Annotated in this window: 23 protein-coding genes; 9 read left to right on the top strand and 14 right to left on the bottom strand. The window is 72.9% G+C overall.

Annotated features, from left to right (window positions below; translation table 11 throughout):
• Window positions 1-281, bottom strand: a 281-nt coding sequence (locus ABZU69_RS16230; protein ID WP_354965114.1) for a glutamine synthetase, incomplete at its 3' end; no start/stop codon positions are given.
• A gap of 257 nt (window positions 282-538) precedes the next feature.
• On the opposite strand from ABZU69_RS16230, the gene ABZU69_RS16225 reads away from it, so the two are divergent.
• The gene (locus tag ABZU69_RS16225; protein ID WP_354965113.1) at window positions 539-937 is read left to right on the top strand and encodes an RDD family protein; all 399 of its coding nucleotides are present in this window, start codon (window positions 539-541) and stop codon (window positions 935-937) included.
• Between the two features lie 66 nt (window positions 938-1,003).
• Here the strand turns inward: ABZU69_RS16225 and ABZU69_RS16220 are convergent, their stop codons facing one another.
• Complete coding sequence (locus ABZU69_RS16220; RefSeq protein WP_089019642.1) at window positions 1,004-1,690, bottom strand: DUF4191 domain-containing protein; 687 nt, start codon at window positions 1,688-1,690, stop codon at window positions 1,004-1,006.
• 207 nt (window positions 1,691-1,897) lie between these two features.
• Between ABZU69_RS16220 and ABZU69_RS16215 the strand changes: the two genes are divergently transcribed.
• Complete coding sequence (locus ABZU69_RS16215; RefSeq protein WP_354965112.1) at window positions 1,898-2,068, top strand: hypothetical protein; 171 nt, start codon at window positions 1,898-1,900, stop codon at window positions 2,066-2,068.
• Complete coding sequence (locus tag ABZU69_RS16210; protein WP_354965111.1) at window positions 2,065-5,073, top strand: AAA family ATPase; 3,009 nt, start codon at window positions 2,065-2,067, stop codon at window positions 5,071-5,073. Before ABZU69_RS16215 ends, ABZU69_RS16210 begins: the two co-directional genes overlap by 4 nt.
• 27 nt (window positions 5,074-5,100) lie before the next feature.
• On the opposite strand, the gene ABZU69_RS16205 is transcribed toward ABZU69_RS16210, so the two are convergent.
• Together ABZU69_RS16205 and lipA are read right to left on the bottom strand one after the other, a co-directional pair.
• A complete protein-coding gene (locus ABZU69_RS16205) occupies window positions 5,101-6,657 on the bottom strand; it encodes a hypothetical protein (protein ID WP_354965110.1) in 1,557 nt (518 codons plus the stop codon).
• Window positions 6,658-6,843: 186 nt separating this feature from the next.
• A complete protein-coding gene (gene lipA, locus ABZU69_RS16200; protein WP_354965109.1) occupies window positions 6,844-7,869 on the bottom strand; it encodes a lipoyl synthase in 1,026 nt (341 codons plus the stop codon).
• A 423-nt stretch (window positions 7,870-8,292) separates the two neighbouring features.
• Here lipA and aspS point away from each other — a divergent pair, with 423 nt between their 5' ends.
• Window positions 8,293-9,579 carry an aspartate--tRNA(Asn) ligase gene (gene aspS / locus ABZU69_RS16195; protein WP_354965108.1) on the top strand — a complete coding sequence of 429 codons (1,287 nt, stop codon included), beginning with the start codon at window positions 8,293-8,295 and terminating at the stop codon, window positions 9,577-9,579.
• 39 nt (window positions 9,580-9,618) lie between these two features.
• Here aspS and lipB read toward each other — a convergent pair whose 3' ends face one another.
• Window positions 9,619-10,260 carry a lipoyl(octanoyl) transferase LipB gene (lipB, locus tag ABZU69_RS16190; RefSeq protein WP_354965107.1) on the bottom strand — a complete coding sequence of 214 codons (642 nt, stop codon included), beginning with the start codon at window positions 10,258-10,260 and terminating at the stop codon, window positions 9,619-9,621.
• Between the two features lie 85 nt (window positions 10,261-10,345).
• Complete coding sequence (locus ABZU69_RS16185) at window positions 10,346-12,172, bottom strand: DUF2079 domain-containing protein (protein ID WP_354965106.1); 1,827 nt, start codon at window positions 12,170-12,172, stop codon at window positions 10,346-10,348.
• A gap of 234 nt (window positions 12,173-12,406) precedes the next feature.
• Between ABZU69_RS16185 and ABZU69_RS16180 the strand changes: the two genes are divergently transcribed.
• Window positions 12,407-13,624: a PHB depolymerase family esterase gene (locus ABZU69_RS16180; protein ID WP_354965105.1), complete on the top strand. Its 1,218-nt coding sequence runs from the start codon at window positions 12,407-12,409 to the stop codon at window positions 13,622-13,624.
• A 97-nt stretch (window positions 13,625-13,721) separates the two neighbouring features.
• Here ABZU69_RS16180 and ABZU69_RS16175 read toward each other — a convergent pair whose 3' ends face one another.
• Entirely contained in the window at window positions 13,722-14,621 is a 900-nt protein-coding gene (locus ABZU69_RS16175) for a TIGR01777 family oxidoreductase (protein ID WP_354965104.1), read from the bottom strand.
• A 320-nt stretch (window positions 14,622-14,941) separates the two neighbouring features.
• Between ABZU69_RS16175 and ABZU69_RS16170 the strand changes: the two genes are divergently transcribed.
• Complete coding sequence (locus tag ABZU69_RS16170) at window positions 14,942-15,784, top strand: NAD(P)H-binding protein (protein WP_354965103.1); 843 nt, start codon at window positions 14,942-14,944, stop codon at window positions 15,782-15,784.
• Between the two features lie 30 nt (window positions 15,785-15,814).
• Here the strand turns inward: ABZU69_RS16170 and ABZU69_RS16165 are convergent, their stop codons facing one another.
• Window positions 15,815-16,813: an aldo/keto reductase gene (locus ABZU69_RS16165; RefSeq protein ID WP_354965102.1), complete on the bottom strand. Its 999-nt coding sequence runs from the start codon at window positions 16,811-16,813 to the stop codon at window positions 15,815-15,817.
• Window positions 16,814-16,868: 55 nt separating this feature from the next.
• Here ABZU69_RS16165 and ABZU69_RS16160 point away from each other — a divergent pair, with 55 nt between their 5' ends.
• The gene (locus tag ABZU69_RS16160; RefSeq protein ID WP_354965101.1) at window positions 16,869-17,249 is read left to right on the top strand and encodes a MerR family transcriptional regulator; all 381 of its coding nucleotides are present in this window, start codon (window positions 16,869-16,871) and stop codon (window positions 17,247-17,249) included.
• Between the two features lie 27 nt (window positions 17,250-17,276).
• On the opposite strand, the gene ABZU69_RS16155 is transcribed toward ABZU69_RS16160, so the two are convergent.
• From ABZU69_RS16155 to ABZU69_RS16140, 4 genes are all read right to left on the bottom strand, one after another.
• Window positions 17,277-18,200 carry an LLM class flavin-dependent oxidoreductase gene (locus ABZU69_RS16155; RefSeq protein ID WP_354965100.1) on the bottom strand — a complete coding sequence of 308 codons (924 nt, stop codon included), beginning with the start codon at window positions 18,198-18,200 and terminating at the stop codon, window positions 17,277-17,279.
• A 73-nt stretch (window positions 18,201-18,273) separates the two neighbouring features.
• Window positions 18,274-18,777, bottom strand: coding sequence for a hemerythrin domain-containing protein (locus ABZU69_RS16150; protein WP_354965099.1), 504 nt, complete (start codon window positions 18,775-18,777; stop codon window positions 18,274-18,276).
• Window positions 18,778-18,870: 93 nt separating this feature from the next.
• Window positions 18,871-20,208, bottom strand: coding sequence for a low temperature requirement protein A (locus ABZU69_RS16145; protein WP_354965098.1), 1,338 nt, complete (start codon window positions 20,206-20,208; stop codon window positions 18,871-18,873).
• Between the two features lie 45 nt (window positions 20,209-20,253).
• Window positions 20,254-20,823 carry a TetR/AcrR family transcriptional regulator gene (locus ABZU69_RS16140; protein ID WP_354965097.1) on the bottom strand — a complete coding sequence of 190 codons (570 nt, stop codon included), beginning with the start codon at window positions 20,821-20,823 and terminating at the stop codon, window positions 20,254-20,256.
• Window positions 20,824-20,957: 134 nt separating this feature from the next.
• On the opposite strand from ABZU69_RS16140, the gene ABZU69_RS16135 reads away from it, so the two are divergent.
• On the top strand, window positions 20,958-21,893 hold the full coding sequence (locus tag ABZU69_RS16135) for an SDR family NAD(P)-dependent oxidoreductase (RefSeq protein WP_354965096.1): 936 nt from the start codon (window positions 20,958-20,960) through the stop codon (window positions 21,891-21,893).
• Window positions 21,894-21,999: 106 nt separating this feature from the next.
• Here the strand turns inward: ABZU69_RS16135 and sucB are convergent, their stop codons facing one another.
• Both sucB and lpdA read right to left on the bottom strand, forming a co-directional pair.
• Entirely contained in the window at window positions 22,000-23,841 is a 1,842-nt protein-coding gene (gene sucB / locus ABZU69_RS16130; RefSeq protein ID WP_354965095.1) for a 2-oxoglutarate dehydrogenase, E2 component, dihydrolipoamide succinyltransferase, read from the bottom strand.
• A 67-nt stretch (window positions 23,842-23,908) separates the two neighbouring features.
• A complete protein-coding gene (gene lpdA / locus ABZU69_RS16125) occupies window positions 23,909-25,300 on the bottom strand; it encodes a dihydrolipoyl dehydrogenase (protein ID WP_354965094.1) in 1,392 nt (463 codons plus the stop codon).
• Window positions 25,301-25,479: 179 nt separating this feature from the next.
• On the opposite strand from lpdA, the gene ABZU69_RS16120 reads away from it, so the two are divergent.
• The gene (locus tag ABZU69_RS16120; protein ID WP_109819350.1) at window positions 25,480-25,809 is read left to right on the top strand and encodes a hypothetical protein; all 330 of its coding nucleotides are present in this window, start codon (window positions 25,480-25,482) and stop codon (window positions 25,807-25,809) included.
• Window positions 25,810-25,823 lie beyond the last annotated feature (14 nt).

Genomic DNA, 25,823 nt, shown 5'->3' with positions numbered 1-25,823 from the left:
ATGAAGAAGTTCAACGCGAGGGTTTTCTGCGCCCGGAACGGGTCGATGAACGCGGTGGCGACGTCCGGGAGCAGGAGCATGTCCGACTCGTGGATCGCCTGGAAACCGCGGATCGATGAGCCGTCGAACGCGAGGCCGTCGGTGAACAGGTCGTCGTTGACGGACTCCACCGGCAGGTTGAAGTGCTGCATCACACCGGGCAGGTCACAGAAACGAACGTCGACGAACTTCACGTCCTCGTTCTTGAGGTACCGCAGCAGTTCCTCGGAATTGGCGAACACACGTCCTCCTGGCACGTCCACGGGGTGGCTAGGCTCCTTGCGACGCTATGGCCAGGCGGTTGCCCGGCCGTGTCCCCGGTGTTTCTGCCGTGTTACGTCCCTCGCGGAGCGTCAGCGACGCTCCTATATCGCTCCCGGTCGGCCGCGAACGGTGTACCGGCGAGACCATTGTAATGACGTTTGATGTCATTGGCCCGATTTGGCGCGCGCGGTGGCACCCGGAAGCCCCGATCCCGACACGGATACCCTTGACCGCTGTGACCAACCCGCAGGCCCCGGCAGCGCCGGCCACCGACCCCACCTTCACCCCGCCGAGCCTTGGTCGACGGTTCGGGGCGCTGATCATCGACTGGGTGCTGTGCCTGCTGGTGGCCAACATCTTCGCCGACCCGGTGCACGACGGCTGGGCCCCCGTGCTGGTGCTGATCCTGCTGTACGCCTTCTTCCTCGGCCTGTTCGCCCAGACGCCAGGCATGTACATCACGAAGGTCCGCTGCGTGAACTGGCACGACGGCGGCCGGATCGGGCTGCTCCGTGGGCTGGCCCGGGGTCTGCTGCTGGCCCTCGTCGTCCCCGCGCTGATCATGGACGAGCACCGTCGCGGCCTGCACGACCGGCTCACCGACGCGGTCATCGTCGACGCCCCCCGCCGCTGACCGCCCACCCCAACGCGAAAGAGCCGGGCCCGCAGGGGTCCGGCTCTTCGGGGCGTACGCCAGGGGTCAGCGCCGCGACTGGCGGAAGGAGCCGCCCGGCGGTCGCATGTTCTTCGGGATCGCGCCCTTGGGCATCTGCGGCCGGGCCGTCAGCGCCTTGAGCCGCTTGTCCAGCGAGTTGACGTCCTTGCCGCTGAGCGCCCGGGGCAGCCGCAGCAGCGTCGTCCGCAGCTTGCGGATCGGCAGCTCGCCCTCCTCCTGCCCGATCACGTAGTCGTGCAGCGGGGCGGAGCCGATCACCTTGGCCAGCCGCCGCTTCTCCTGCCCGAGCAGGCCGCGCACCCGCTGCGGGTTGCCCTCGGCCAGCAGGATCACGCCGGGCCGGCCGATCACCAGGTGGACCATGTCCATCTGGGTGGTGGAGCTGACGGCCGGGGTCACCCGCCAGTCGCCGCGCATGTTCTCCATGATCTGCGCCGCCGCGCCGGGCTGCCCCTCGGCGGCGTTCATCATCGCCTTGTTGGACCGCAGATTCAGCACGATCAGCACCGCGAGCAGGGCGAACAGGATGCCCAGCGGCAGCCAGATCCAGCTCCAGAGGATGACCGCGACCACGGTGAGGGCGAGCGGGAGGAGCACCGCGGCGGCGACCAGCGGCGCGAACCACCGGTCCTGCTTGGCGGTGAACTGGAACACCATCCCGATCTGCTTCAGCCGCTGGCCGAACGAGACCTTCTCCTGGGGCTTTGCCATGCCGCAGAGTCTAGTGGGCGCCGCCCGCCCCGTTGATCCGCGTCCGGGTGCCGGTCGGCTGAGTACCTTACGTCGCCGTACGCCTCCGCGGCGGGCGCGTAAGGAGGCTGGCCCCGGAGAAGATCCGGCAGTGTGCCCATGCCCGGGTGGGGCCTTCGCGCGAAGAGTCATCAACAGCAAGATGACGACGCCACGAAGGAGCCCGAGATGTTCGGCAACGACGCAGATTTCCTGCTCGCCCTGCACCACAGCCACGCCGCCGAGCTGCGCGCCGAGGCGGCGACGGAACGACTCGCCCGGTCGATGTCCCGCCCCGGCAGGCGCAACTGGCTGGGCCGGCGCCAGCAGATCCGGCGTACCGGCGACGACCGCCGGTGAGCGCCACCGCCTTACCCGCCGCCGCGGCCACCCCGCCGCCGTCCCCGCCGCTCGGTCACCAGCCGGTCGGCGTGGCCGGCGGCGGGGCCCGTCATGGCATGCTCAACCCCGTGACCGTACGTGCCGCCAGCTCCGTCCTCGTCGGCCGCCAGCGCGAGATCGCCGCGCTGCGGGCCGCGCTGGCTCGGGCCCGGGCCGGGGAACCCAGCACCGTCCTGGTCGGTGGCGAGGCGGGCGTCGGCAAGACCCGGCTGCTGGAGGAGTTCGCGGGCTCGGCCACCGACGCCGGCGCGCGGGTGCTCGTCGGCCAGTGCCTGGAGCTGGGCGAGGCCGGCCTGCCGTTCGCACCGTTCGCCGCCGCGCTGCGCGCGGTGCTGCGCGCCGACGGCGCCGAGGTCTTCGCCGGATACGAGGCGGAGTTCGCCCGGCTCCTGCCGGAGCTGGGCCGGGTGTCCGCCGCGCTGGCCGCGCCGGCCGCCGCGCCGCTCACCGACGCGCCGCGCGGCTACCTGTTCGACCTGGTCGCTGAGCTGTTCCAACGACTCGCCGACGTCCGGCCGCTGGTGCTGGTGATCGAGGACCTGCACTGGGCGGACCGTTCCACCCGGGACCTGATCGGTTTTCTGGTCCGGGCCGCCCGGCCGGGCCGACTGCTGCTGGTCAGCACCTACCGCACCGACGAGCTGCAGCGCGGGCATCCGCTGCGCCCGTTCCTGGCCGAGCTGGACCGGGCCCGCGGCGTCGAGCGGGTCGAGCTGGGCCGGCTGGACCGCGACGGCACCGCCGCGATCCTCGCCGACCTCCTCGGCGCCGACCCGCCTCCCCGCGCCATCGACGACGTCCACGAGCGCACGCAGGGCAATCCGTTCTTCATCGAGGAGCTGACCGTCGCGGGCGACCCGATCGGCTGCGCCGCGCTACCCGAGACGCTGCGCGACCTGCTGCTGGCCCGGGTGGACCGACTTCCCGAGCCCGCCCAGCGGGTGCTGCGGATCGCCGCGGCCGGCGGCACCCGCTTCGCCCACCACCTGCTCGCCGAGGTCGCCGGGCTGCCCGAGGCCGAGCTGGAGGACGCGCTGCGCGCAGCTGTCGCCGCCCAGCTGGTGGTGGCTCGTGACGGCGACTACGAGTTCCGGCATGCGCTGGTCCGCGAGGCCGTGCACGACGAACTGCTGCCCGGTGAGCACGCCCGGCTGCACGCCCGGTTCGCCGCCGCGATCGAGGCCCAGCCGCACCTGGTCGCCGAGGGTCGGGCCCCGGCCGAGATCGCCCATCACTGGTACGCCGCGAACGACCACCCCCGGGCCCTGGTCACCGCACGGGCCGCCGCCTGCGCCGCCGCCGACCGGTACGCCTACGCCGAGCAGCGCCGGCTGCTGGAACGGGTGCTGGAGCTGTGGGAACTGGTGCCCGACGCCGCCGACCGGCTCGGCATGGACCACCTGGCACTGCTGGAGCAGACGTTGAACGCCGCGGTCACGGCGGGCGACTTCAGCCGCGCGATCACCCTGACCCGGGCCGGCCTGGACGAGGTGGACGCCGAAGCCGCGCCCCTGCGCGCCGCCCGCCTGCTGGACCAGCGGGGCCGACTGCTGGCCCTGCTCGGCAAGAGCGACGGCAGCAGCGAGCTGGGTGAGGCCTACCGGCTGGCGGCGGGCGGCCCGGCCGGCGTGGAGCGGGTCCAGCTGCTCGCCGACATCGCCGCCCACCTGATCAAGATCGACCCGCAGCAGGCGGCCCGGGTGGCCGCCGAGGCCGTCAGGGACGCCGAGGCCCTCGGCGAGTACGTGGCCCTGCTGCCCACGCGGATCGCCCTGCTCTGCCACGGCGACCGGGACCTGGAGCAGGGGCTTGCGGAGCTGCACGAGGCCGAGTCGGTCGCCCGCGCCGCCGGGGACGCGCCGGCCCTGGTGATCGCCATGGTGTACCGATCGGACGTGCTCTGCGAGCTGGGCCGCTACGCCGAGTCCGCGCAGGCGGCCGAGGCCGGCGTGGCCGAGGCGCGGCGGGTGGGGATCAGCCGTTCCACCGGGGCGTACCTGCTGAGCAACCGGGCCGAGGCGTTGATCGCGCTGGGCCGGTGGGACGAAGCGGAGGCGGTGTGCGCGGAGGCCGCCCGGATCGATCTGTCCGGCGTCACCGGGGTGCACTGGCTCCAACTGGGCGCCGGGCTGCGGCTGGCCCGCGCCCATCCGGGCGCCTACGAACTGGTCGACCGGGCGCTGGCCTTCCTCGGCCGGCCCTACCTGTGGCCGAGCCACCGGCTGCCCCTGCACGAGCTGGGGATCGAGTCGGCGTTGGCCGCCGACGACAAGGTCGAGGCGGTCCGGGCGGCCCGCGTCGCGCTGGCCGACCAGAGCCTGGCGCAGCTGCCCCGCGAGGGCTGGCCGGTGCTCAGCGCCGTCGCGCGTACCGCCGCCCGGGTCGAGGACCGGGAGTTGGCGGCCGCCGTCGCGGCGCTCGCCGCCGACCTGCCCGCTCGGCACCCGGCCGCGCGGGCGCACGCCGCCCAGGTCACCGCCCTGCTCGCGACCGCCGGGCGGGCGCTGCAGGCCTGGCGTACGGCGGTGGACGCGTGGCGGGCCGACGGGCAGCCGTACCCGCTGGGCCGGGCGTTGCTGGCGCTGGCCGAGGCGGCCGCCGCAGCCGGAGAGCGGGACGAGGTGGCGGCGGCGGTCACCGAGGCCACCGAGATCGCCCGGCGGCTGGGCGCGTCGCCGCTGACCGAGGCGGCCGCCACCCTGGCCCGCCGGGTCGGCCTGCGCGGGGCGGGCCAGGCGGGGCCCGGCGTCGACCTGCTGACCTCGCGGGAACGGGAGGTGCTGCGGCTGGTCGCCGAGGGGCACAGCAACAGCCGGATCGCCGAGCGGCTGTTCATCTCGCCGAAGACGGCCAGCGTCCACGTGTCCCGGATCATCGCCAAGCTGGGCGTGACCAACCGGGGGGAGGCCGCCGCTGTGGCCCACCGCCTCGGTCTACTCGCCGAGCCCGCCGCACCCCGCTGACGAGCGAGCCGGCGGTCGGCTCACCCCTCAGGTGCGCGGCAGGTAGACCCGCCAGCCGTCGAGCGTGACCAGGTCCAGGCTGTCCGGGGCGGCGCGCAGCCGGTCGTCGAGCCGGGCCGCCATCGGCGACCCGGTCGGCGCGACCCAGGCCGGCGCCGTCGCGCCCTCCACCTCCCGCCGGTACGCGGGGTAGCGGTCGAGGCCGGGGCGCAGCCTGTCGTCGACGACTGCGCAGACCACCTCCTCCGCGCTGGCGAAGGTGAGCCGGTTGCAGGTCCAGTAGCCGGCCCGCACCTGCCGTACGCCGAGATGGCGCAGGGTGGTCACCAGCTCGGCGTGCCGGGCCTCGGCGGCCCGGGTCGCCGGGGCGGTCTGCACCGACCGCCAGGTGGCGTGGGCGGCGGTGCCTACCGTGGCGGCGAGAACGACCAGCGCGACCGGCCGGGCGGCCGTCCACCGCCCCCCGCTCCGGGCCACGGTCCACACCGGCCAGAGCAGCGCCGGCAGGGAGATGAGCAGGCAGGACAGGTAGCGGGAACTCTCCACCGGGGTGAGCCCGGCTGCGCTGCTCACGGTGTACGCGCCGAGCGTGGCCACCGCGGCCAGCACCAGAGCCAGCCGCATGGCCGCCGCGGCCCGGGGCGACGGACCAGCGGTGGGCGGCCGACGCAGCACCCGCCAGGCGGTACCGGCGGCGACCGCCAGCAGCACCGGCAGGGCGAGCGCCCACCACAGCTGCCAGGTGGCGCACCGCCCCGGCGCGCAGAAGCCCATGCCCAGCGGTGGGCCGAGCAGCAGCCCGCCGTGCAGCCGCTCCACCCAGCCCGTGGTGGCGTCCGCGCTGCTGGCGGCGATCATCGCGCGCAGGGGGATCCGCCCGGTCAGCAGGCTGTGCGCCAGCAGCGGGGCCGCGCCCAGCACGGTGGCGGCCCCGAGCAGCACGCCGGCCGCTCCACGCAGTTCCCGGCGGCAGAACACGACAAGCACCCCGCCGGTGGCGAGGACGTACGCCAGCACCAGCGGGTCGACCCAGAGCATCAGGCCGGCCAGGAACCCCCACGCCGCCCAGCGCCGCAGCCGCCGACCCGGCCGTCCGGTGGCCAGATCCAGGGCGAGCAGGGCGAGCGCCACCCCGGCCGCGTTCATCTCGGGGTAGCCGCCGCCGGCGATCAACTGGTTCTTGACCACCCGATCGGAGCCGAGGGCGAGCATCGCCACCACCAGCAGCCCGAACCAGCGGTCCCCGGTCAGCCGCAGTGTCAGTCGCCAGGCCAGCAGCAGGAACACCGCGTACAGCGCCAGCGTGGGCAGCCGCAGGGCGAGCAGCGATGGCCCGCCGGTCAGGGCGAACACGGGTGCGGCCAGGTACGCCTCCAGCGTGCCCATGTACTGCTGGCCGTAGAACCAGACCGGGAAGCCCTCACCCCGGGCGATGTGCAGCGCGGCCAACCCCATGGTGGCCTCGTCGCTGTTCGTCGGCGGCGCGGCGTGGCCCAGCAGAGCGAGGCGATATCCGACACCCGCGACGACGGCGGGCACGGTCAGGATTTCAGGCAGCCACGAACGCCGGACGGGCTGCGACACCCGTTGCACAGACACCAACACCTGTACATAACGGGCGAATGTGGCAATTGGCGCGCAACCGCCAGTGTTCGGCGGTAGCCGTCAGCCGATCAGGGCATTCGAGTGCCGGCGCTCTCCGGCACGGCGTGGGCTGGCGGGTCGCCGCAGCTCAGCCCGGCGGCGGCGGCCCCGGGCGTCGGGTGCGGGTCAGCCGGCGGTGCCGACCGGGGCGGCGGCGCGGGCGTCGAGAGCCTGCCGGTAGAGCCGGCCGGCGCGGTACGACGAGCGCACCAGCGGCCCGCTCATTACCCCGGCGAAGCCGATCTCCTCGGCCTCCTCGCGCAGCTCCACGAACTCCTCCGGCTTGACCCAGCGGGTCACCGGGTGGTGCCGGGGCGAGGGGCGCAGGTACTGCGTGATGGTGATCAGCTCGCAGCCGGCCTCGTGCAGGTCGCGCAGCGCCTGCGAGACCTCGGCCCGCTCCTCGCCCATACCCAGGATCAGGTTGCTCTTGGTGACCAGGCCGTCGGCGCGGGCCTGCCGGATCACGTCCAGCGAGCGGTCGTAGCGGAACGCGGGGCGGATCCGCTTGAAGATGCGCGGCACCGTCTCCACGTTGTGCGCCAGCACCTCCGGGCGGGAGCCGAAGACCTCGGCCAGCTGCTCGGGGACGGCGTTGAAGTCCGGGATCAGCAGCTCGACGCCGCAGCCCGGCTGAAGGGCGTGGATCTGCCGGACGGTCTCGGCGTACAGCCAGGCGCCGCCGTCGGGCAGGTCGTCGCGGGCGACGCCGGTGATGGTGGCGTAGCGCAGCCCCATGGACACCACCGACTCGGCGACCCGGCGGGGCTCGTCGGCGTCGAACTCGGCTGGCTTGCCGGTGTCGATCTGGCAGAAGTCGCAGCGCCGGGTGCACTGGTCGCCACCGATCAGGAAGGTGGCCTCGCGGTCTTCCCAACACTCGTAGATGTTGGGGCAGCCGGCCTCCTGGCAGACGGTGTGCAGCCCCTCGCGTGAGACGAGCCCGCGCAGCTGGGTGTACTCCGGCCCCATCTTGGCCTTGACCTTGATCCATGGCGGTTTGCGCTCGATCGGGGTCTCGGCGTTGCGCGCCTCGATCCGCAGCAGACGCCGCCCCTCGGGGGCGGCCGTTGCGGTGCGCGCTGCCTGGCCGGTCGTCGGCGCGGAGTGCTCGATCGTCACGAAAACGAGCCTACGCCCGACGGCCGCCATCTATGTGCGTCGGGCGACCGGCGTCACGCCGTGGATGTTGTGACGCCGGACACCGACGGCTCGAAATCGGCGTCACAGCCGCAGGGATCGGGTGTTACCGTCACCGCCAACAGCGATGACGGAGCCGAGTAGCGCCCGACCCGCCAGTGCAGAGAGCCGCCGGTGCTGAGAGGCGGTCTGGCGCCGGTGCGCGAAGACCCTCCCGAGCTGCGGGAAGAACGGTTGCGGGTCACCCCGTGCCCAGTAGAGCCCGCCCGGCTGGCCCCGGTCATCAGGCGACGAACGAGGCCCCCGCTCCGGCGGGGGCGAAGGTGTGGTGGCACCGCGAGGTTCCCGCTCGCCCACACCTCCCTGGGGCTGATGCGACGCTTTCGCCACCCCAGGGCGGCGACGGCGTGGCGATCGACCGAGGAGCAGCCCGCCATGCAACGAACCCTGTCCCACCAACTGCCCGCCCAGGTCGGCGCGACCGTGCGGATCGCCGGCTGGGTGCACCGCCGCCGAATGCTCAAGTCGGTGGCCTTCCTGATCGTGCGCGACGCCACCGGCCTGGCGCAGGTCGTCGTCACCGACCCGGCCGTCCGCGCCGAGCTGGAGAAACTCACCGAGGAGACGATCGTCGAGGTCACCGCGACGGCCACCGCGAACGACACCGCGCCCGCCGGGGTCGAGCTGACCGACCCGACGGTACGTCCGCTCGGCCCGCCCGCAGTGCCGCCGCCGTTCGACCTGTACCGGCCGGCGCTCACCGCGAGCCTGCCCACCCAGCTCGACAACGCGCCGACCGCGCTGCGCCACCCCACCCGATCCGCGGCACTGCGGATCTCGGCGGCGTCGGTGGCCGGGTTCCGTGCCGCGCTCGACGGCCGGGACTTCGTGGAGGTCCACACGCCGAAGGTGGTCAGCTCCTCCACGGAGAGCGGGGCGAACGTGTTCGCGCTGGACTGGTTCGGCCGGCCCGCGTACCTGGCCCAGTCGCCGCAGTTCTACAAGCAGCTGATGGTCGGCGTCTTCGAACGGGTCTACGAGGTGGGGCCGGTCTTCCGGGCGGAACCGCACGACACCGTCCGGCACCTGGCGCAGTACACGTCGCTCGACGTGGAGCTGGGCTTCGTCGCCGACCACCGTGACGTGATGGTCGTGCTGCGGGACACCCTGGCCGGGATGCTGGGCACGGTGTGCGAGCGGGCCGCAGGCGCACTGGCCACGCTCGGCGTCGAGGTGCCGGCCGTGCCGGCGCAGATCCCGGCGGTGCACTTCACCGAGGCGCTGGCGATCGCCGGCGCGCCCGCCGACGAGCCGGACCTCGCGCCCGCCCACGAGCGGGCGTTGGGGGAGTGGGCCCGCCGCGAGCACGGGTCGGACTTCCTCTTCGTCACCGGCTACCCGATGGCGAAGCGGCCGTTCTACACCCACCCCGACCCCGCGCGGCCGGCGTACTCGAACGGCTTCGACCTGCTCTTCCGGGGCCTGGAGCTGGTCACCGGCGGGCAGCGGCTACACCGGCACGCCGACTACCTGGCGGCGCTGGCGGCGCGGGGGGAGCCGGTCGAGCCGTACGCCGGCTACCTGGACGCGTTCCGGCACGGCATGCCACCACACGGCGGGTTCGCCATCGGCCTGGAGCGCTTCGTGGCCCGCCTGGTCCGCGCGGCGAACATCCGGGAGGTCACCGCGTTCCCACGCGACCTGCACCGCCTGACGCCGTGAGCGCAGCGGCCCCCGGCGCCACCGCCGGGGGCCCGCTGCTCAGACCTCGACCAGGGTGGACAGCCGGCGCTCGACGACCGGGAGCACGTCGGCGACGGTGATCGGGCGGCCCAGCTCGGCGGTGAGCGAGGTGACGCCGGCGTCAGGGATGCCGCACGGCACGATCCGGTCGAAGTACGTCAGGTCGCAGTCGCAGTTGATCGAGAAGCCGTGCAGGGTGACGCCCCGGGCGACCCGGATGCCGATGGCGGCCACCTTGCGGGCCGGCCCCCGGTCGTCCTCGGGCACCCAGACCCCGCTGCGCCCCTCGACCCGACCGGCGGTCAGCCCGAACTCGGCGCACACGTCGATCAGCAGTTCCTCGGTGCGGCGTACGTAGGCGACCACGTCCACCGGGTCGGGCAGCCGGAGAATCGGGTAGCCGACGAGCTGCCCCGGCCCGTGCCAGGTGATCTTGCCGCCGCGATCCACGTCGACGACCGGGGTGCCGTCCACCGGCCGGTCCCACGGCTCGGTGCGCTTGCCCGCGGTGTAGACGCTCGGGTGCTCCAGCAGCAGCACGGTGTCGCCGCGCTCGCCGGCCACCACCGCCTCGTGCAGGCGGCGCTGCTCGTCCCAGGCGGCCTGGTACTCGAGCAGGCCGGCGCGGACGGCCGTCAGGCCGGAGGTCGTCGTCGTCACGCCCCTCAGCCTAGTCCCGTGACCGGCGATGATCGCTGGTGAGCCGCCTCACCAGGACGGCGGCGGCGGAGGAGGGCGACGGCGGTCAGGCCGGTCGGATGCGCCAGACCCAGACGTCGTCGACCCGTTGCGGTTCGCCGAACAGGGCGTTGGCGGTGCGCCGGACCGCCTCCTCGTCGACGTCGAACTTCGCGCCGTGTACCCGGTCGGGAAGGACGACCGTCTCGATCCGCCAGTGCTGCAGGTCGGCGCGGACATCCCGCAGGGTGCCGTCGGTGATGATCGGCACCAGCCCGGTCCGCCCGGCCTGGTCCATCAGGGCGCTCAGGGTGCGGGGCACCGGTCCGATCCGGCCGCGACCGTCCGGGCCACCGGGGCCGAGGAAGAAGCCGCCCGGAATGGCGAACTCACCCTGCCGATGGGACAGCGCGTACGCCTGCCAGCGCTGCCCGTCGGGGTAGATGTCCACGGTCAGTGGCACCGGCGTGAGCACTCCGCCGGGCGAGACGTACTCCCGCCAGGTGCCGGTCGTGATGAACTGCGGGACGGGCTCCCGCTCGTGGGTCAGCAGCGGGGTGGGCAGCAGCGGCAGCAAAGCCGCGGCGAAGCCGATCGACCAGGCCAGCTCCGCGTAGCGGTGCCGGGGCGGATCGTGCCGCAGTTGGTCGATGGCGTACGCCAACAGCACCCCGATCACCGGCGCGACCACCAGGGCCAGCCGGGCGGGCAGTGCGGCGTTCACCACCGGCAGTTGCCCGAACAGGTCGAACGGCATCGGCAGGTCGGTGCGCCGGCCATCGACCTTCGCCACCGGCCCGAAGGAGAGCACGGTGAAGAGCACCGCGGTGGCGCCCAGCGCCCAGAGGGTGGCCCGGCGGGCGGAATCGGCGCGTCGCCAGAGCGCGACGAAGCAGACCACGGTGAGCACCAGCAGGGGGATGCCGAAGAACGAGTTCTCCTCGGTCGGGTTCGGCGCCAGCGCGGTGCCCAGCCCGGCCTCACCGGCCAGCGAGCGGCGCGGGAACGCGGCGAACGCGGCGATGTCCTCGGAGTGGATCAGCGGGTCGAAGCCGGTGCCGTGGAACCGCTGCGGCCCGGCGAAGTGCAGCCACAGCGGGTACGACAGCAGCACGCCCGCCACCACCGCGGTTACCCCGAGCCCGCGCAGGAAGGTGGGCAGCACGGCTCGGGCTTCGGCGCGGTGGGCCGGGTGCAGCGCCCAGACGGCGACGAACACGCCGAGCGCGAGCGCTGCGAAGAACAGCCCCTCGGCGGCGATCGAGAAGGCCACCGCGACCAGGACGCCGAGGATCACCCCGTCCCGGAGCCAGCGCCCCGGGCGGCGCAGCGCGAACAGCCGCCAGACCAGCAGTGGCACCAGCCAGCCGGCGCTCCAGTTCAGGTGGGCGTTGGCGTGCGAGACCATGCCGGGGGAGTAGGCGATGAACAGGGCGCCGACCCCGGCGGCCAGCCGGCTGCGGACCAGGTGCCGGGAGAGCAGCCAGTACCAGGCCAGCGCGGTGGCGAGCAGGTTGAGGGTGAGGATCACCAGGAAGGTCGCCGGCGGCCCGATCAGGTACGTGAGCGGGGCGAAGACGACGGCGTACACCGTGATCGAGGTGTTGACCGCGAGGTTGACCCCGTCCGGGACGTTGATCAGGTACGTGAAGAACGGGTTCTCCCCGTGCGTCACCGCGTGCCCGCCGAAGGCGAGCAGCCACTCGAAGAGCGCCTGGTCGCTGGAGTTGACGGTGATGGTGCGCACGTTCGGGTCCCGCCACAGCCCACTGGTCACCCAGACGGCGAGCGCGAGCGCCACCAGCACGACGATCAGGTCGGCCCGGCGGTCGCGGGCGGCGCGAGGTGGTGACGCGGGTGCGGGCCCGGTGGCCAGCGACGGGGAGGACGGCACGCAGCGGACGTTACCAACCGGACCTGGACGGGCCGGTCATACATGCAAGGAGGGGACCCTTGTTATCGCCTGAGGTAGAGGAGGGGGCCCTTCCTAGCGGCTGGATCGTCCGGCGTACACAGTGGCCCCCGTGAATGTGTGACTGTGGCCCATGTCATAGCGGCGACACGCCGACGTAACGTTCCGGCAATTCGACCGTGACCCAGTTCACAGTCCGCCCGTCAGGAGGCCGCTGTGCGCCGCTCCTCGTCCACCCTCACCCGGCTGATCGGTGCGGTCGCCGGGCTCGTCCTCGCCGTCGCCGGTGCGGTCGCCCTCGCCACGCCCGCCCAGGCGGCCAGCCTGACCCAGGTCACCGGCTTCGGGTCCAACCCCGGCAACCTCGCCATGTACGCCTACCGTCCGGACAACCTGCCGGCCAACTCCCCGGCCGTGGTGCTGCTGCACGGCTGCACCCAGAACGCCTCCGGCTACTTCTCCAACTCCGGCTGGCAGAAGTACGCCGACCAGTGGAAGTTCGCCCTGATCGTTCCCCAGCAACCGTCGGGCAACAACGCCAACAGCTGCTTCAACTGGTTCGAGCCGGGGGACACCGCCCGAGGTCAGGGCGAGGCGCTGTCGATCAAGCAGATGGTCGACCACGCCAAGGCGAACTTCGGGGTGGACGGGGCCCGGGTCTTCGTCAGCGGCCTTTCCGCGGGCGCGGCGATGAGCTCGGTCATGCTCGCCACCTACCCGGACGTCTTCGCCGCCGGGTCAATCATCGCCGGCATCCCGTACCGCTGCGCCACCAGCATGGTCAACGCGTTCAGCTGCATGAACCCGGGCGCGGACAAGACCCCGGCCGCCTGGGGCGACCTCGTCCGCGGCGCGTACCCCGGCTACAGCGGCCGGCGGCCCCGGGTGGCCATCTGGCACGGCACCTCGGACACGACGGTCGCGCCGCTCAACGGCGCGGAGTCCCGTGACCAGTGGACGAACGTGCGGGGGGTTTCGCAGACCCCGAGCAGCACGTCGTCGCTGCCCGGCGGCACCAGCCTGGAGGTGTACGGCAACGACGACGTGCGGCTCTACCGGGTCTCCGGGATGGGCCACGGCACTCCGGTCGACCCGGGCTCCGGCGCCGAGCAGTGCGGCAGCACCGCCGCGTACTTCCTGGACACCATCTGCTCGACGTACCGCGACGCGGTCTTCTTCGGGCTCGGCGGTGGCGGCACCACCCCGACCCCGACCCCGACGGCCACCCCGACGCCGACGCCGACCCCCACCCCGACCACGCCGCCGACCTGCGTGACCGCCAGCAACTACGCGCACGTCAGCGCCGGTCGGGCGTACCAGTCCGGCGGCTACGCCTACGCGAACGGCTCCAACCAGCGGATGGGCCTCTACAACACCTTCTACACCAGCGCCCTCAAGCAGACCGCCCCCAACTACTGGGTGATCGGCTGTTGACCCCGCCCCCCACCCGCTGACCCCGTCGATCATGAAGTTATTGCCACGACACGCCGAGGCGGCTGGCAATAACTTCATGATCGACGCGCGGTGGGGGTTACTCGGTGAGCGCGGCGCGCAGGGCGCTGGGCAGGTCGGGGTGGTGGTAGGTGAAGCCGGCACGGGTCAGCACGGCCGGCAGGACGCGGGTGCTGGTGAGGGCCTCGTGGGCGAAGCCGCCGAGCACCACCTTCAGCGCCAGCGCCGGGATGGGCATGATCGCTGGGCGGTGCAGCTGCCGGGCGAGCTCCCGGGTGAACTCCGCGTTGGTCGCGGGGGCCGGGCCGACCATGTTGACCGGTCCGGCGATGTCATCGGAGTCGAGCAGGAAGAGGGCCGCCCGCAGCCAGTCGGCCATCGAGATCCAGGGCCACCACTGCCGGCCGCCGCCCAGTGGGCCGGAGACACCCAGCCGCATCGGCAGCAGCTGCGGTTTCAGCATCCCGCCGTCGCGGTGCAGCGGCAGGCCGACGCGCAGCCGTACCACGCGTACCCCGGCATCCTCCGCCGGCCGGGTCGCGGCCTCCCAGACCCGGCAGACGTCGGCCAGGAAGCCGTCGCCGGCCGGCGCGTCCTCCTCGACCACGCGGTCGCCGGTGTTGCCGTACCAACCCACGGCCGAGGAGTTGAGCAACACCCGGGGCCGATCGGCGGCGGGCAGGTCGGCGAGGGTGGTCGCCAGCGTGGTGGTGCTGTCCACCCTGCTGGTGCGGATCAACCGCCGGTAGTCGTCGTTCCAACGCTTGTCCCCGACGCCCGCGCCGGCCAGGTTGACCACGGCGTCCGACCCGGCGACCGCGGCCGGGTCGAGCTGCCCGGCGGCGGGGTCCCACCGTCGCTCCTGCGGATCGCGCGGCGGCCGACGGACCAGCCGGGTGACCTGGTGCCCGTCGGCCGCGAGTCGGGCAACCAGCCGGGTGCCGAGGAAGCCGGACGCGCCGGCCAGAAGGATCCGCATGCCCACATCTTCGCCCAGAATGCCGCCGGCGGATGCGTGGGGCGGCCGACGTCACCGGCTGCGGAGCGCCCCCGGCGAAGAAATCTGCGCGGTTCCCGCCGCCGGTAGGGAAAACTCAGGTCAGCGGGCGTTTCAGGCGTCGAAAAAAGCTGCGGCGCACATTCTGCGCCGGACACGTCTCCGCAGGTCAGAGCGAACGTGAATGCGGTGTTCATGATTGCTCTCGGGCGCGTACTCGGTCGACCATGAGTCATCCGAATGCGCCCCCGATAGGGGGTCGTCGCACCATGCCCGCCGTCGGGCGACCGTGAGGAGGAACCATGCCGATCCTGGTGACCGGAGCGACCGGGACCGTCGGAGGCAGCCTGGTCCGGCAACTGGTGGCCGCCGGCCACGACGTACGCGCGCTGACCCGCAACCCGGCGACCGCCGCACTGCCCCCCGGCGTGGAGGTGGTGGCGGGTGACTTCGCGCGGCCGCACACGCTGGCCCCGGCGCTGCGCGGCGTGACGCGCATGCACCTGGTCGCGATGGACGGGTACGGGCCGCTGACCACCGGTGCGGAGATCCTGGAGCTGGCCCGGCAGGCCGGCGTCCGCCGGGTCACCCACCTCGGCCACAACGATCCGAGCCGGGCGGACGACGACCCGATCGAGGCGCCCCACCGTCCCCTGCACCGGGCCATCGAGAACTCGGGCCTGGAGTGGACGCACGTCTTCCCCGGCGAGTTCATGGCGAACACCCGGGACTGGGCAGCCGGCATCCGGGCCGAGGGGGTGGTGCGGGCGCCGTTCGGGGACTGGAACAGCGCGCTGGTCCACGAGGCGGACATCGCCGCGGTCATCCTGGTGGCACTCACCGAGGACGGCCACTCCGGGCGGGTGTACCAGCCGACCGGGCCGGAGCCGGTCCGCCGCCGGGACGCGGTTCGGATGATCAGTGACGCGATCGGCCGTCCGGTGCGGCTCGACGAGCTGACCCCGGCGCAGGCCCGCGAGCACTGGAAGGACCACTACCCCGCCGAGGTGATCGAGTGGTTCCTGGAGATGGGGCGGTATCCCGACGGCAACGGCTGGGTCGCCCCGGACGTCGAGCAGGTGACCGGACGCCCCGGGCGCACGTTCCGGCAGTGGGCCGCCGAGCACGCGGACGACTTCCGCTGACGGCGCCCGGGGCGGGGACCGACCCGATGGTCAGGCCGCGTGGGCCGGACGCAGGTCTGCCAGCAGCCGCTCCACCTCGGTGTACGCCTCGACGCTCAGCGGGCCGAGCGCCAGGGTGGCCAGGTTCTCCTCGGCCTGCGCCACCGTGCGCAGACCGGGGATGGGCACCGTACGCGGGCTGCGGGCCAGCAGCCAGCCGAGCGCTCCCTGGGCCAGGGTGCGCCCGTCGGCGGTGAGCGCCGCGCGGACCTGGTCGACCCGGGCCGCCCAGCGCGGCGTCGGCCGTCCGTCGGTGAACCACTGCAGCCACTCGGGCGCCCGGCCACGTACGTCGTCCGCGCCGACCGCCCGCGTCGATCCGGTGAGCAGGCCCATCGCCAGCGGGCCGCGGTTGAGGCTGGCCAGGTCGTGGCTGTCGCAGACCGCCAGGACGGCCGCGTTGTCCCGCAGCACCGACTCGTCGTGCTGGATGGCGGCGCAGTGCACGCCCGCCGCCGCGAACGCCTCCGCCGAGGCCGGGTCGTCGGTGCTCCAGCCGTACGCCCGGATCTTGCCCTGGGCGACCAGGTCCTCCAGGGTGTCGATCAGGTCGAGCGCGGCGGGCACCGGCAGCTCGTTGATGTGCAGCTGGTAGAGGTCGACGTGGTCGGTGCCGAGCCGGCGCAGCGAATCCTCCAGGCTGCGCACCGCGAAGGCCGGGCTGGCGTCGGTGCCGAGCGCCCGGCGGGTGGCCTCCTCGCTGACGTTGCCGAACTTCGTGGCGATCACCGCGCCGTCCCGGCGACCGGCCAGGGCCCGGCCGAGGATCCGCTCGCTGTGCCCGGCGCCGTAGTTGCTGGCCGTGTCGAACAGGGTCACCCCGAGGTCGAGCGCGCGGTGGATGGTGCGGATCGACTCGTCGTCGTCCACCTCGCCCCAGCCGAACGGCTGCCCACCGTCGCCCCAGAGCGGGCCGCCGATCGCCCAGCACCCCATCCCGATCGCGCTCACCTCGATGCCGCTGCGTCCGAGCTTCCGTGTCGTCGTCATGCGCCCCAGCCTCCAACCTGGAGTGCGCTCCAGGTCAACCACTACCATCTCGGGCATGACCGGTTACGCCCCCTCGGAGGCCGCCCGGCGCAGCGGCTTCAGCCTGGACACCCTGCGGTACTACGAGAAGATCGGCCTGCTCGCCGACGTGAGTCGGACGTCGGGCGGCCAGCGCGTCTTCACCGACGACGACCTCGGCTGGCTGGTGTTGTTCCGTTGCCTGCGCGACACCGGGATGCCGATCGCCCAGATGTGCCGCTACGCGCAGCTGGCCCGGGAGGGCGAGCACACCGCCGACGACCGGCGGGAGCTGCTGCAACGGCACGCCACGCAGGTCGAGGAGCAGATGCGCCTGCTCCAGCGCCAGTACGACCACCTCCGGGAGAAGATTCGCTTCTACGAGCAACTGCCCGGCTCGGGGTCGGAGGGCGGGTAGGCCACCCCGGCCGGTGCGCGTGGGCGCTCAGGTGATGGCGGCCAGCCGGGGCAGCAGCGGGGCCAGCGGATCGAGCGCGTCGGCCCGGACCACGTAGCGGGTCACGCCCCAGCGCCGCCGGTGCGCGGCCACCGCCGCGACGATCTCGTCGGCGGTGCCGATCAGCACGAACGGGGTGGCGAGAAGCTCGTCGACGGTCAGGCCGGTCTCCCCGGCGGTCTGCGCGGCGGCGGCCGCCGCACCGTCGCCCACCACGACCCGCTGCACCAGCGCCTCCAGCGCGGGCGGGGCGTCCCGCCCGGCCGCGCCGGTAGCGATCGCGGCCAGTTGCGCGTCGATCTCCGCGGCGCGCCAGCGCACGTCGTGGCCGTGGCCGTCGGCGAGAGTACGACCGAAGCCGCTGAGCCCGACCACGTCGGCGTGTGCCCCGGCCCAGCGCAGCAGGTCGGTGTTGGCCGTGCCCACCGTCAACGGGATCCGCGGCTGCACCGGTCGGGGCCGGTCCAGTCGCGCGGCGTGCACCGCCAGGTCGGCGGAGTCGACCGTGACCTCCTCGCCGGCCAGTAGGGCCCGGACCGCCTCGGCCACCGCGATGCAGCGGCGTACCCGGCCGGCGACGTCCGGGCGCTTCCGCCCCACCGCCCGCCACTCGACCGGGGTGTGGCCGGCGCCGATGCCGAGCCGGGCCCGCCCGCCGGAGACCAGGTCGAGGGTCGCCACGTCGGTGGCGAGCAGCGCCGGCTCCCGGACGCCGGCGTTGGTGACGTACGAGCCGAGCCCGAGCGTCGAGGTGACCGACGCGGCGGCGGCCAGCGCGACGAACGGCGCGGCGACCACGCCCGGGTGGTCGCCGACCAGCAGCGCGTCGTAGCCGGCCGACTCGGCCCGGCGGGCCAGCTCGCACCAGCTGGCGGCGTCGGACGGGCTCGCCTGGATCGAGAAGGTGACCATGGCCCCAGCCTGCCGTCCAGCGGGGCCTCGTGGCCAGTGCGGAAGGGCCGGTTCTGCCGAGGGGAGAAAGGCGTCAGCCGACGGGCGGCGCGGTCAGGCCGAGGAGTTCCTCGACCGTCCCCGGCCGGCCGGTGAGCGCGTTCAGCGCGGTGACCAGCCTCTTCTCCTCGTACCGGAAGTGCGACTCCAGCAACGCGGCAAGCCCGTCCAGCTCGGCACGCAGGTGGGCCACCGGGACGGGCGCGGGATCGCCCAGCAGCTCCTCGACCCGGCCCAGGATCCCCGCGACCACCTCGTGGTCGGTGATCAGGTTGGCCAGGACCGGGCGCAGCTCGGGGACCTCGTCGGCCAGCAGCCGGAACGCGCCGGCGTCCTCACCGGTGTGGTGCCGGCCGAGCGCAGCGCAGAAGGTCAGGCAGTGGGCCCGCAGGTCCCGCGAGGGGCAGGCCTCGCCGGGGCCGTCGGCGTCGAGGCTCGCCCGGAGGCGGGCCAGCTCCGCGCCGAGCCAGAGGTGGATTTCGATCATCTGATTGCCGACGGCGGCGAGCCGGTCGGCCGATGAAGTGGTCGGGTGCACGTTCGTCCCATGCTGTCCCCGCGTCTCCATGCCCACGGCGGCCTTCGTGCCGGGTGCACCGCGACGCTGAGCCGTAGCCTATCCCGGGCGGGGTCACGGCGTGGTCGGCTCGTCGGGCTCCTTGAGGTGCCAGCTGGCCCGGAAGTCGGCCTCGTGGGCCTCGTGGACGGTCTTTTCCTCAAAGACGGCGGCCCGCAGCGCGTGCCGCGACTCCGACATCACCAGCACCTCGACGGCCACCAGCGCGACGCAGATCGCGGTGAGGAGGGTGAGCGCGCCCAGCGCCGGAAGGTGCTGCCCGACCGGCAGGGCCGCCGTCAGCACCACCAGCACGCCGATCCGGGTCCAGGTGATGGTGTGCAGGGTGCGCAGCTGGAACAGCAGATTGGCGGCGAAATAGCAGATCACCCCGCCGAAGAGCAACGGCACGGCGGGCCCGTCGATTCGTTGCGCTGGTCCGCCGGCCGGGTCGGTGATCTGGTGCAGGATCTCCTCGCTGCCGATGGAGAAGAGGATCACCGCAGCGATCATCGGCAGGTAGAGGTAGGCGTACGCGTCGCGGGCCATCGCCACCCGGGGGCCGCCCTCGGCCGCGTGCAGGGCGATCCGGGCGGCCGGGCCGATGAAGTCGAAGTGCGCCCACCACAGGGCGGCGGTGAAGAAGATCCCGAGCGAGGCGGCGGCCACCGCCGGCCAGGTGACCGGCTTGCCGACGAGCAGGTTGCCGCCGACGCCCACGGAGATCACCGACTCGCCCAGCGCGATGATCAGGATGAGGTCGTAGCGTTCCGTCCAGTGCTCGGCGCTGGTGACCCCCCAGCCCCAGGTGCCGACGATGAAGCCGGTGGCGTACTGGACCAGCACCACGGTGATCCACAGGGCGTCGCGGACCATCGCGGCCTGAGCGGGATCGGCGATCAGTGGCGGCACCAGCGCGGCGGCCAGCAACAGGACGATGCTCGCCGCCAGCTCCGGGGCGAACCGGCGTAGCTGTCGGCGCTCCTGCGGGCTGTCCCGCACCACATGTTGATACAAGATCATGTGGATGCCCCGGACCACGACGTAGCTGATGGCCACCAGCATCGGGCCGGCGGCCCCGCGTTTCGGGTCGCTGAACGCCTGCGGCAGCGCCAGCGCGAACGCGAACAGGGCGGCCATCGCGATCACCATGAGCACCGGCACGTAGCCCTCGCCGAGCCGGACCCGGGTGGCGACCAGGCTGTGCACCACCCAGATCCACCAGAGCACGGCGAGCACCAGACCGGCGTGCAGGAGCTGCCGGCCGGAGATGTTCGCGGCGGTCGCCCGGGTGATGATGAAGAACGAGAAGACGAAGACCAGATCGAAGAAGACCTCGAACTTGTCCACCCGGGCGCCGGGGGCGATCGGGACGGCGGGCCCCAGTCGCCCACGCCGTCGGTAGCCGCCCACGATCCCACTCTGGCAGCGTCCAGCCCGGCCCGAGGCCGGAACGGGTCAGCCCGGCCGGTGGTGCCGCAGACCGTCCATCAACAGGTCGAGCAGCCGCTCGGCCTGGGCGCGTTCGGCGGCCGCCAGCGAGATCCCGCTGAGGCTGGCCAGCACGTCTGGGGTGTCGACATCGGCCCGTACGGTGCCGGCCGCGGCGCCCGCGCTCAGCAGTCGGTCGAGCGCCTCCAGCAGCCGGTCCCGGCTCTGCGCGTACGGGTTGGCGCCGGCGGCGATCACCAGGCGCAGGGCGTCGGCCATTCCGCGCTTGGTGGCGAGGTAGTCGATGAACCGGGACATCCAACCCCGTAGCGCCCGGTCCGGCGGTAGGTGGTCGAGCAGGTCCGGCGCGGCGTCGCAGAGTTTGCCCAGTTCGTTGCGGTACGCCGCCTCGATCAGCGCCTCGCGGGTGGGGAAGTGGCGATAGAGGGTGCCGATGCCCACCCCGGCCTCCCGGGCGATGCCGTCGAGCGTTACCTCCGGCCCGGGGCGGGAAAACGCCTGGATCGCGGCGTCCAGCAGTCGCTCGCGGTTGCGCAGGGCATCCGCCCGCAGCGGGCGGGGGCTGGTCTCCGGCACACGTCCTCCCTCGCTGGTACGGGCCAGTGGTATCCGGAGGAAGCTCCGGTTAGTCTCGGACGTAGCGGAGGATCCTCCGCTTCCATCGTAGCGGCGGGCCGGGTCGGCCCGCCCTACCCGAACAAGGATGGATCATGACGACGAGCACCCCGATCACCACCGCGTTCACCCATGACTCCACCGCCATGGACGTGATCCAGGGCGTGGACCTCGGCGGCCGGCGGGCGATCGTCACCGGCGGGTCGTCCGGCATCGGCACCGAGACCGCCCGCGCCCTGGCCAGCGCCGGCGCGCAGGTCACCCTGGCCGTACGCAACACCGACGCCGGGCAGCGCGCCGCCGACGACATCACCGCCAGCACCGGCAACGACCAGATCCTGGTCGCCCCGCTCGACCTCGCCGACCAGGGCTCGGTCGCCGACTTCGTGGCCAACTGGGACGGCCCGCTGCACATGCTGGTGAACAACGCCGGCATCATGGCCGCGCCCGAGATGCGGACCCCGCGGGGCTGGGAGATGCAGTTCGCCACCAACCACCTGGGGCACTTCGCGCTCGCCACCGGGCTGCGCCCCGCGCTGTCCGCCGCCGACGGCGCCCGCATCGCGTCGGTCAGCTCCGCCGCCCACCTGCGCTCGCCGGTGGTCTTCGAGGACATCCAGTACGAGCGCCGGCCGTACGAGCCGTGGCAGGCGTACGGACAGTCGAAGACGGCGAACGTGCTCTTCGCCGTGGAGGCGACCCGGCTCTGGGCCGACGACGGCATCGTCGCCAACTCGCTGATGCCCGGCGCGATCCAGACCAACCTCCAGCGCTACGTCAGCGAGGACGAACTGAACCGGATTCGCTCGGGCAACGCGGCGGCCTGGAAGACCGTCGAGCAGGGCGCCGCCACCTCGGTGCTGGTCGCCGCCTCACCGCTGATCGACGGGGCCGGCGGGCGGTACTTCGAGGACTGCCAGGAGGCTGGCCCGGTGGTGCCCGGAGAGCGGCGCGGCGTCGCCCCGTACGCGCTGGACCCGGAGGCCGCTGAACGGCTCTGGCAGGTCTCGACCGCGCTGCTCAAGGGCTGAGCGCGCAGCGTCGGCCGGGGTCCGCCCCGACCGGCGCTCCGCCCTCGAACGACGAAAAGGGCGCCCCGGTCGATGACCGGGGCGCCCTTTCCGACTGGCTCGGTGATCAGGCCAGGCCCAGCTCCGACTCGAAGTTGCCGGCCTCCAGCCGCTCCTTGACCGCGGCCAGGAAGCGGGCGGCGTCGGCGCCGTCGATCAGCCGGTGGTCGTAGGACAGGGCCAGGTAGACCATCGACCGGACCGCGACGACCTCGCCGAGCTCCGGGTCGTTGACCACGACCGGCCGCTTGACCACGGCACCCGTGCCGAGCATCGCCGACTGCGGCGACGGCACGATCGGGGTGTCGAAGAGCGCGCCCCGGCTGCCCGTGTTGGTCAGCGTGAAGGTCGCCCCGGCGATCTCATCCGGGCTGATCTTGTTGGTCCGGGTCCGCTCGGCGAGGTCCGCGACCCGCTTGGCGATGCCGCCCAGGTTGAGGTCGCCGGCGTTGTGGATGACCGGCACCAGCAGACCGCGCTCGGTGTCCACGGCGATGCCCAGGTGCTCCGCGTCCGGGTACGTGATCGTCCCGCCGTCCAGGTCCATCCGGGCGTTGACGATCGGGTACGTCTGCAGAGCCTCGACGGCCGCGAGGGCGAAGAACGGCAGGAAGGACAGCTTCACACCGTGTCGCTGCTGGAAGGAGTCCTTCGCCTGCGTCCGCAGCTTCGCGATCCTGGTGACGTCCACCTCGATCACCGTGGTGAGCTGCGCCATCTCGTGCAGCGACTCCTGCATCCGCGTGGCGATGGCCTTGCGGATCCGGGTGAGCTTCTCGGTGGTCCCCCGCTTGCCGCTCGGCTGCGGCTTCGCGGCCGGCTTCGCCGGGGCCGCCGACGGGGCGGCGGCCGGCTGCGCCGTCGGAGCCGGGGCGGCCTTCGCCGCTTTGGCCTTCTCGGCGGCCTCCAGCACGTCCTGCTTGCGGATCCGGCCACCCACGCCGGTGCCGTTGAGCGAGGACAGCTCGACGCCGTGCTCGCTGGCCAGCTTGCGCACCAGCGGCGTGACGTACCCGGCGGCCTCCTCGCCGCCACCCGGGGCGGGGGCGGACGGGCGCTGCGGCGTCGGGGTCGGCGCGGCCGGCTGTGCGGCCTGCTCGGCCTTCACCGGCTGCGCCGAGGTCTCGGCCTCCGCGGACGGCTCGTTGTACGACACGCCCGGGGTGGGCTCCTCGACCTTCGGCTCCGGCTTCGGCTCGGCCTTGGGCGCCGGCTTGGCCTCCGCCTTCGGTTCGGGCTTCGGCTCGGGCTTCGGCTCGGGCTTCGCCTGCGCCGGGGCGGCACCGGCAACGCCGATGATCGCCAGGTCGGCGCCGACCGCGGCGGTCTCGTCCTCGGCGACCTTGATCTCCAGCACCGTGCCGGCGACCGGCGACGGGATCTCGGTGTCCACCTTGTCGGTGGAGACCTCCAGCAGCGGCTCGTCGACCTCGATGGTCTCGCCGACCTGCTTGAGCCAGCGGGTGACCGTACCCTCGGTGACGCTCTCGCCCAGGGCCGGCATCTTCACCGCGGTGCCCTCGCCCGCACCGGCGGCGGCCGGGGCCGGCGCCTCGTCCTGGGCCACCTGGTCGGCGGTGCCCTCAGCGGCGGCCGTCGGCTCGGTGGCCGACTCGGCCGGAGCCTGCTGCTGCTCCTGCGGGGCGGCCTCGCCGCCACCGGCCGACTCGCCCTCACCCGCGATGACGGCCAGCTCGCTGCCGACCTCCGCGGTCTCGTCCTCGCCGACCACGATCCGGCTCAGCACGCCCGCCGCGGGCGACGGGATCTCGGTGTCGACCTTGTCGGTCGAGACCTCAAGCAGTGGCTCGTCGACCTCGACGGTGTCGCCCTCCTGCTTGAGCCAGCGAGTGACGGTGCCCTCGGTGACGCTCTCGCCGAGCCGGGGCATGGTGACCGATACCGGCATGTTCTGAGACTCCTTCATTCCCCTGGTGGGATCTTCGCCCGTCGCCGGACGCCGCGGGTTGTGGTGATCAGGCGTGCGCGTGCAGCGACTTGCCGGCGAGGGCCATGTGCGCCTCGCCCAGGGCCTCGCTCTGGGTCGGGTGGGCGTGCACGAGCTGGGCGACCTCGGCCGGGTAGGCCTCCCAGTTGTAGATGAGCTGCGCCTCACCGACCAGCTCACCCATCCGGGCACCGACCATGTGCACGCCGACCACCGGGCCGTCGGCGACCCGGACCAGCTTCACGAAGCCGGTGGTCTTGAGGATCTGGCTCTTGCCGTTGCCACCCAGGTTGTAGTTGTACGTCTTGACCTTGTCGGCGCCGTACTGCTCCTTGGCCTTCGCCTCGGTCAGACCCACCGACGCCAGCTCCGGGTCGGAGTAGGTGACCCGCGGGATGCCGGCCTCGTCGATCACGGCCGGGTTCTGGCCGGCGATCTCCTCGGCGACGAAGATGCCTTGCTGGAAGCCGCGGTGCGCGAGCTGGAGGCCGGGCACGATGTCGCCGACCGCGTAGACGTTCGGCACGCTGGTGCGCAGCCGCTCGTCGGTCAGCACGTAGCCGCGATCCATCTTCACGCCCTGCTCCTCGTACCCGAGGTTGGCGGTGTTCGGGCCGCGACCCACGGCGACGAGCAGCAGCTCGGCCTCGACGGTCTCGCCGCCCTGGATGGTCAGCTTGACGCCCTTCTCGGTCTTCTCGACCTTCTCGAACGGCTTGCCGACCTTGAAGTTGATCTTCCGCTTGCGGAACGCCCGCTCCAGCGCCTTCGACGACTCCTCGTCCTCGGCGGCCACCAGCCGGGGGAGCGCCTCGACGATCGTCACGTCCCCCCCGAAGGACTTCCACACGCTGGCGAACTCGACGCCGATCACGCCGCCACCCAGCACGATCACCGACGACGGAACCCGGTCCATGGACAGCGCGTGGTCGCTGGTGATGATCCGCTCGCCGTCGACCTCCAGGCCCGGCAGGCTCTTGGCGTACGAGCCGGAGGCCAGCACGAGGTTGCGGCCGGTGTAGCGCTTGCCGTCCACCTCGACCACGTTCTTGCCGACCAGCTTGCCGGCGCCGGCCACGAGGGTGATGTTCTTCGAGCCACCCACCAGGCCCTGCAGGCCCTTGTACAGGCGGGAGACCACGCCGTCCTTGTACGAGTTGACCGCGGCCATGTCGATCCCGACCAGCTCGGCCTTCACACCGAACTGCTCCGACTCGCGGGTCTGGTCGGCGATCTCCGCGGCGTGCAGCAGGGCCTTCGTCGGGATGCAGCCGTTGTGCAGGCAGGTGCCGCCCAGCTTGCCCTTCTCGATCAGCGCGACGGACAGGTCCAGTTGGGCGGCGCGCAGCGCCGCCGCGTAGCCGCCGCTGCCACCTCCGAGGATGACAATGTCGAAGGTTGCGTCGTTCGGCTCGCTCACGTCCAACTCCCAGGTCGCGTCACTGCATCGGGGGTCACGGCGGGGCAACTACAGACACACCCCACCTCGGTCATCTTGTCACCACTGGGCACAGGGTGCGTACTGAGGTGCCCAACGACACGTCGGTGACACGTACCCTTGGCACCGTTGTCGATGACGGAGCGTGGGGGAGAGGTCCGGTGGGGTTGTTCCGGCGCCGCAAACAGGCGCGTGTGCCCAGCCACGACCGCGCGGCGGATCGCGGTGATCTGGATCATCTCGAGAACTTCATCCGGAGCCGTCGCGGCGTCGAGGCGTACATCGAACCGCGGACGACGGTGACGGAGACCACGGTCATCCTGATCGCCGACGACGGGGAGTGGACCCGCCGGCGCATCGACGGCCCGGACGGCGCGCGGCGCTTCGCGTACCGGATGGGCATCCCGGTGTACGACGTCCGGCTGATGGGCTACCCGCAGCGCATGCGCGACTTCAACGAGCGCCGCAAGCGGCGCCCCGAGCGGTACTGAGATGCAAGGAGGGG

It is taken from the genome of Micromonospora sp. NPDC005206 (assembly GCF_040608175.1).
Classification (GTDB): Bacteria; Actinomycetota; Actinomycetes; order Mycobacteriales; family Micromonosporaceae; genus Micromonospora.
This window is presented reverse-complemented; position numbering and strand designations above follow the sequence as displayed.